Here is a 6740-nt window from a genome sequence, read left to right as displayed (position 1 = left end):
GGCTCGGGCCGCGGCCGGCCCGCCGCCGGGCACGCCCGCGGGAGCGTGCGCCTGGGCCTGTGGGCCGGGGACGTAGCCCATCGCCGGCCCCTGTCCGCCGGCCGAGAACGACGCACCCCGCTCCAAACGGTCCAGCCTGGCCTGCACCGACCGCTCGTCGTCGAAAGCGGCGGGCAGCATCACGCGCGCGCAGATCAGCTCGAGTTGCAGCCGCGGCGAGGTGGCTCCGCGCATCTCGGTCAGCCCCGTGTTGACCAGGTCGGCCGCCCTGCTGAGCTCGGCCGCCCCGAACACCGAGGCCTGCGCCTGCATCCGCTCGACGACATCGGCCGGGGCGTCGATGAGCCCCTTCGTCCCGGCGTCCGGCACGGCGGCGAGGATCACCAGATCACGCAGCCGCTCCAACAGGTCGGCGACAAACCGGCGGGGATCGTTTCCGCCCTCGATGACGCGGTCCACGACCTCGAAGGCGGCGGCCCCGTCGCCGGACGCGAAGGCGTCCACGACCGAGTCGAGGAGCGACCCGTCCGTATAACCGAGAAGACCTGTCGCCATGGCGTATGTCACACCGTCGTCGGCCGCGCCGGCGAGCAGCTGGTCCATGACGGACATGGAGTCACGCACCGAGCCGGCGCCTGCCCGCACGACCAGCGGCAGCACGCCGTCGTCGACGGGGATGCCCTCCCGGCCGCACACGTCCGCCAGATACTCGCGGAGCGTCCCGGGCGGGACCAGGCGGAACGGGTAGTGGTGCGTACGCGACCTGATGGTGCCGATGACCTTCTCGGGCTCGGTGGTCGCGAAGATGAACTTCAGGTGCTCCGGCGGCTCCTCGACGACCTTCAGCAGGGCGTTGAACCCCGCCGAGGTGACCATGTGGGCCTCGTCGATGATGTAGATCTTGTACCGGCTGCCGGCCGGGCCGAAGAAGGCCTTCTCGCGCAGCTCACGGGCGTCGTCCACGCCACCGTGCGAAGCGGCGTCGATCTCGATGACGTCGATCGACCCCGGCCCGTTCCGTGCGAGGTCCTGGCAGGACCGGCACTCGCCGCACGGGGTCGGCGTGGGGCCCTTCTCGCAGTTCAGGCAGCGGGCGAGGATGCGCGCACTGGTCGTCTTTCCGCAGCCGCGCGGTCCGCTGAACAGGTACGCGTGATTGACCCGGTTGTTCCGCAGGGCCTGCTGGAGCGGATCAGTGACATGCTCCTGACCGATGACCTCTGCGAATGACTCGGGGCGGTAGCGGCGGTACAGCGCAAGGGACGACACACCTACGAGGTTATCGGGGCCCACCGACAAGCAGGAGCCGCCCGGGATTCCCCGGGAACGCAAGCGCCCCTCACGCACCCGCCAGAGCCGACCTACCCTTGCTGCCTTCCGGCCCTGGGGGAGTTCAGTCAGATAGCGCCACGTGAGGGGCTGGCCCCAGGTTACCCGATCCACGGGGGTGCTCGGACCCCCCGGACGGGATGCCGGGAACAGGTTCGCGAGCACTCCTCAACGTCTTGTATTGTTTGCCGCGGAGGATTCGCCTAGTGGCCTAGGGCGCACGCTTGGAAAGCGTGTTGGGGGCAACCCCTCACGAGTTCGAATCTCGTATCCTCCGCCAGTGCCTCACCGGGCACGATGTCGAAGGGCCCCACCGTTCGCGGTGGGGCCCTTCGGCGTTGACCGTCCCGGCTTCGAACTCCCGGGTCTGCCGTCGAACGATCATGTGCGATGGGTCCTGTGTGATGGATCACCGGCTCAGAGGACCTGCGAGAACAGCGCCCCGAAAAAGAACCCCAGCCCGATCACCGCAAAGGTCGCCCCCAGCGCGACGAAGAGCCACCACAGTCCGTTGCCCTCGGCCGGGAGCGTCCAGCGGGAGGGATCCGCCGGGTCGTAGCGGACCTCGACCCGGGCACCGACGGCGAAGGTCCTGGCACGGGGGCGGGCTGTGTTCGACCTGGTTTCCATAGCTCGGCCGTCGACCGTGGTCCAGGCGATGACCGGGAAGCAGACGGTGGTCCCGGAGCTCCGGATGGTGATCGTGGCTTCCGAGCCGTGTTGCATCCGGGTCGCTTCGAGGCGGGTCACCACGCCCTGCGCTCTCGTGCCCGTCCGGCGCAGACTCCGATTCCGGCGGACAGTGCGGTACGCCGCTACGCCGAGGACGGCTCCTGCCGGGGTGAAGGCCAGCGAGAAGAGCCAGGGGACGAGGGCAGGGGACATGAGATCCGTTCCGATCGGCAGCGGCGGACAACGGCGGCACGAGGGGACGGGTTGGTACCGCGCGACGCGTCAGCGGGCAGCCTAGGTGATCGATCCCGAAGGTTCCGCAGCCGTCTGCGGACCGGAAGGCAAGGGCTCTTGGAGGTTGTACCCGGGCGGTCGCCATGCCCCGTGGCGCTCCGGTCCGGCGAAGCCGAAGGGCCCCACCGTCGCGGTGGGGCCCTCTACGTCGGCCGTCTCAGATTCCTTGGCCGGTGGCGAGTGTGCCGCCGCCCGCGGCGATGCCGCCGGTCGGCTTGGCGGGGGCGAACGGCGGGGTGTCCTGGCGGCAGGAGGCCCCCACGGGCGGCAGGACGCCCGTGGTGAAGTACCGCGCGGCGTGCTGGTTCACGCAGGTGCTGGGATTGCCCAGAACGGTGTGCCCGTGGCCGTGGAGGGTCAACAGGCGGGCGTCGGCGAGTGTGCGGGTCATCGCCTCGGCCGCCTGGTAGGAAGTGGCCGGGTCGTAGGTGGGGTTGACGACCAGAACCGGATGGGCGGTGGGCCGGTCGAACGGCCCGGTGTAGCGGTGGGCCGCTGTGGCCGGCCAGCGGGCGCACCACTCGTAGTCCCACACCCAGCGACGGCCGAGGTCTCCCGCGCGTGCCGCGCTGAATTCCTCGAGTTCGGGGTAGCGGCCAAGGACTCGGGGGTTGGGGCTCTCGGAGCAGACGACGGCGGCCTCCTGCTCGAATCCGGGATAGGCCCCGGGGGCGGACGGAGCGGGCGCCTGCGGGGCGCGCCCGAGCCACAGTTCCTGCAGCATCGTCGCAGCGTCGGTCCACCCCGGGTGGACGATGTACAGCGCGGATCGAACCTCGGCCACGGTCTTGCCGTAGGTCCACTCATCCACCGGACGACGTCGGAGACGCTGCATCAGGTCCGCCAGTTTGGCGCGGGTCGCCTCGGGGCTGCCCGCGGAGAACGCGCAGCGGGCTGCCGGGGCCCGACCGCACAGCTCGAGGAACTGCCCCAGGGTGGCGGCCGACCCCAGGTCCGAGCCCATACGCAAAGAGGTGGTCTCTCGTACGTCGCCGTTCTTGGCGCCGTCCACGTAGCCGAGCGGATCGACGTTGCCGTCCAGGAGCAGGCCGCGCACCTTGTCGGGGAAGAGGTTGGCGTAGACGGCGCCGAGGAAGGTGCCGTACGAGATACCCCAGTAGTTCAGTTGCCCGTCCCCCACCGCCCGGCGCAACCGGTCCAGGTCACGGGCGCTGTCGGGGGTGGAGACGTACGGCAGCAGGGTCCCGGCGCGCTCCTGGCAACGTTTGGCCAGGTCCGCCCTCCCGGCGAACCAGGTCCTGCGTTCCTTGTCCCCCACAGGGAAGCCCGCCGGCTGGCGTTCCCACCAGGCCTGCGCCTCCTCGGCGTCGCTGAAGCAGCGCACCGCGGTGCTGCGGCCTACCCCGCGAGGGTCCCAACTGACGATGTCGAAGCGCTTGCGCAGTTCCTCCGGGAAGAACCGGTACCAGACCGGCAGAGCAGCTGTGCCGGGTCCGCCCGGGCCGCCCGGGTTGAAGAACAGCGAACCGATTCTCGTCGACGGGTTGGTGGCTGTGCGCCGGATCACGGCGAGATCGATGGTCCGGCCCGCCGGGCGGGCGTGGTCGAGCGGAGCTGTGAGCGTCGCGCACTCGAATCCCCGCTGTGCCGGTTCCTCGCACGGCCGCCACGTGAGTGCTGACGCCTCGCCGCTCCCGCCGGTGCCCCCGCTCCCTTCACGAATGTGCTGCGGCGCCATCACCCCCGCGGAGAGGAGTAGGTACGGCAGCACCAGCGCGACGCACCCCACCGAACCGGCTCGCCACCTGGATATGAACCCGGGCATCAGGTGTCCCTTCGGGAAATGTGGTCGTCCCCCCGGAACTCCTATGGTCTCGACCACCTCACCACCGCACGGGTCCGGAGGCACCTGCTGGGCACCCGAACGCAGTACGGCCCACGTCCCCACGTCGAAAGGGCCCCACCCTTCGCGGTGGGGCCCTTTCGACGTGGGGCGGCGCGGAACGCCTGACGGAATCAGCCGCTCCGTGGCGGCGATCCGTCGTTCACCGTCTGCTTCCGGCCAACGATGCGCAACTCGCCGTCCGCAGACAACCGAAGACGCCGTCGGACACCTCTCACAGCGGGGACACAGCTTCGCGATCAGGAGAGCCCGTCGTGCCCGATCCGGCACGGTCTGACCGCCGTGCGCCGCTGTCGCTCCACCCGTTCCGTCAGTCAGGCACTCGGAGAACGAGGATTGATGACCAGATCCCACCAGACCCGCCTGTGGCGTCCGGCGCTCGCTGTCGCCGCGGCGATCGCCGTGACCGCCGGTGTCGTCGCCGCCGCGCCCGATGATGCGAAGGCGTCGTCCGGCCCGAAGCTCGGTCTTATCGCCGCCTCCACGTCGGTGACCCTCGACTCGTGGAAGGAGGAGCCCGGCGTCTACCTGGACCTCGGCACGTACGTCACCGCGGAGAACGGGCCTCTCGAGCTCAAGGTGACCCGTAAGTCCTACAAGGACCCGGTCGTCGCCACGCAGGTCATCCGTGAGGGGAAGAAGACCCGCACCAAGACCCTTCCCGCGGGTCTGGTGAAGGACTTCTCGGGGCTGCCGGGCTTCGTGCAGATCACCGTCACGGATGCGGCCGGTAAGACGGCGCTGAAGAAGACGGAGGACTTCTGCCCGAACAACGCGTCCGGCCGGGTGCGGCCCGACGCTCCGAGCAGGTCGAAGTACCCGCAGAGCTGCCCGGTCAACCCGTTCACCCTCGGATCGGTGTGGGGCGTCGAGAACGGCTGGGCGTCCAACACGTACTCGGGCTACTACTCGGCCCCGGTCGCCCTGCCCGCCGGGAAGTACACCGCCAAGGTGTCCGTGACGAAGCGCTACCGCGAGCTGTTCGGCATCGCGGACAAGCCGCAGACGATCAAGGTGACCGTCCGCGAGCGCAGCTGGGAGGAGGGCGCCGGCGCGGCGTCCGCCGGGCACGGCTCACGTGCCGCCGGGCACGGCTCCCATGCCGCCGGGCACTCCGGTCACAAGGCGATGCGCGCGCCCGCGCCCACGACCGCGACGACCGGAGCGGGTCCGTCGTACAACATCGGACACGGCCCCTACGCTCCCGCACCGCCCGCTCTCCCCTGGGCGCTGAAGAAGGCCGGCTTCGGGGCGGCACGGGCTGGTGACGGCAGCGGCCGGACCGACGGTTCGCGGCAGGCGCCCGGCGAGCGGCCCAACGCCGCGCGGCCGACGGGCAAGGCGTCCGTACCGAACGTGCCCAAGCCCGACCTCCGTTCGCTGCCCGCCTACGGCATCACCATCAGCGACGGCGAGGGCGACATCCCGGGCAAGGACTACCTGGCCTTCAGCGCCAACGTCTGGAATGCGGGCCCCGCGAAGCTCGTGGTCGACGGCTTCCGCTCCCCCGGCAAGAAGCTGATGGACGCCTATCAGTACTTCTACGACGCCAAGGGGAAGCAGGTCGGCTACACGCCGACCGGCACCATGGAGTGGGACCCGCGGCCGGGCCATGAGCACTGGCACTTCACCGACTTCGCCAGCTACCGGCTGCTCAAGGCCGACAAGAAGGAGACGGTGCGCAGCGGCAAGGAGGCCTTCTGCCTGGCCAACACCGACGCCGTCGACTACACGGTGAAGAACGCCAACTGGCACCCGGACGGCACCGACCTGTCCACCGCCTGCGGCCAGGAGAACTCGATCTCCGTCCGTGAGGTGCTCGACGTCGGCTCCGGCGACACGTACACCCAGGATCTGCCCGGCCAGTCCTTCGACATCACCAACCTGGCGAACGGCACCTACTACATCCAGGTGCTCGCCAACCCGGAGAAGCGGCTCAAGGAGACCAACGTCAACAACAACAGCGCGCTGCGCAAGATCGTCCTGGGCGGCCGCCCGGGCGCCCGCACCGTGACGGTACCCGCCCACGACCTGGTGAACGCCAACTGACGTCCCCCTCGACGCCTTGACCGGCGTCGCACCATGACAGGCCTCGGCCCCCGGGTGGTTTCCCGGGGGCCGAAGTCATGGCACGGGACGAAACCGGGCTTACCGTGGAAGTACACCGATCAGCAAAGGGCGGCGCCATGGTCAGCGTCAGCGAGCGGAAAGCACTGCGCAGCCGCATTCTCCACGAGGTGTACGAGAGGTCGGGCGGGACGTCGGCCCTGGTGAGCGCCGCCGGGGTGCGCGAGGCCCTGGAGGTCGGCGATCAGGAGATGGGCGCCGCATGCGAGTACCTCGCGGGGGAGGGGCTCGTCATGCTCGAGGCCGACACGTTCGGCACCACCGCCTCGCCGAGCCTGATCGCACTGACGCACCGGGGCGTGGTGCGCGTCGAGGAGTCCATCGGCGACTGACCCGCGCGGCTCCCTCTTTGCATACCGCTTCATGGCCGCTGCACGGCCGCTCCATGGGCCGCGATCCCTGCACGACGGCCGGCGGCTCCCGGTCGATCACGACCGCCTCCACAGCCCGGCTG

5 protein-coding genes, 1 tRNA gene and 1 other RNA gene are annotated in these 6740 nt (G+C 70.1%); 3 read left to right on the top strand and 4 right to left on the bottom strand.

From position 1 onward, the window contains the following. Positions 1-1269 (bottom strand): DNA polymerase III subunit gamma and tau (locus ABZ070_RS11115; RefSeq protein WP_356632266.1); only part of this gene is annotated, 1269 nt, incomplete at its 3' end. 56 nt (positions 1270-1325) lie between these two features. Further along, positions 1326-1424, bottom strand: an RNA gene (gene ffs / locus ABZ070_RS11110) — signal recognition particle sRNA small type. Positions 1425-1521: 97 nt separating this feature from the next. Between ffs and ABZ070_RS11105 the strand changes: the two genes are divergently transcribed. After that, a tRNA-Ser gene (locus ABZ070_RS11105) sits at positions 1522-1609 on the top strand. 137 nt (positions 1610-1746) lie between these two features. Here ABZ070_RS11105 and ABZ070_RS11100 read toward each other — a convergent pair. Continuing rightward, a complete protein-coding gene (locus tag ABZ070_RS11100) occupies positions 1747-2214 on the bottom strand; it encodes a DUF3592 domain-containing protein (protein WP_356632264.1) in 468 nt (155 codons plus the stop codon). 238 nt (positions 2215-2452) lie between these two features. Continuing rightward, the gene (locus ABZ070_RS11095; RefSeq protein WP_356632262.1) at positions 2453-4081 is read right to left on the bottom strand and encodes an alpha/beta hydrolase; all 1629 of its coding nucleotides are present in this window, start codon (positions 4079-4081) and stop codon (positions 2453-2455) included. Positions 4082-4498: 417 nt separating this feature from the next. Here ABZ070_RS11095 and ABZ070_RS11090 point away from each other — a divergent pair, with 417 nt between their 5' ends. After that, positions 4499-6208, top strand: coding sequence for a lysyl oxidase family protein (locus ABZ070_RS11090; RefSeq protein WP_356632260.1), 1710 nt, complete (start codon positions 4499-4501; stop codon positions 6206-6208). Positions 6209-6345: 137 nt separating this feature from the next. Further along, positions 6346-6618, top strand: coding sequence for a hypothetical protein (locus ABZ070_RS11085; RefSeq protein ID WP_356632258.1), 273 nt, complete (start codon positions 6346-6348; stop codon positions 6616-6618). Positions 6619-6740: the final 122 nt, after the last annotated feature.

The organism is Streptomyces sp. NPDC006283 (assembly GCF_040613325.1).
In the GTDB taxonomy this organism is placed as follows: domain Bacteria; phylum Actinomycetota; class Actinomycetes; order Streptomycetales; family Streptomycetaceae; genus Streptomyces.
Note: the sequence above shows the minus strand (reverse complement) of the source record. Positions and strands in the feature narration are given on the sequence as shown.

Bases quoted from the DNA above. Each gene is read 5' to 3' on its own strand.
- ABZ070_RS11100 (WP_356632264.1), bottom strand. From the start codon at position 2,214: ATGTCCCCTGCCCTCGTCCCCTGGCTCTTCTCGCTGGCCTTCACCCCG.
- ABZ070_RS11095 (WP_356632262.1), bottom strand. From the start codon at position 4,081: ATGCCCGGGTTCATATCCAGGTGGCGAGCCGGTTCGGTGGGGTGCGTC.
- ABZ070_RS11090 (WP_356632260.1), top strand. From the start codon at position 4,499: ATGACCAGATCCCACCAGACCCGCCTGTGGCGTCCGGCGCTCGCTGTC.
- ABZ070_RS11085 (WP_356632258.1), top strand. From the start codon at position 6,346: ATGGTCAGCGTCAGCGAGCGGAAAGCACTGCGCAGCCGCATTCTCCAC.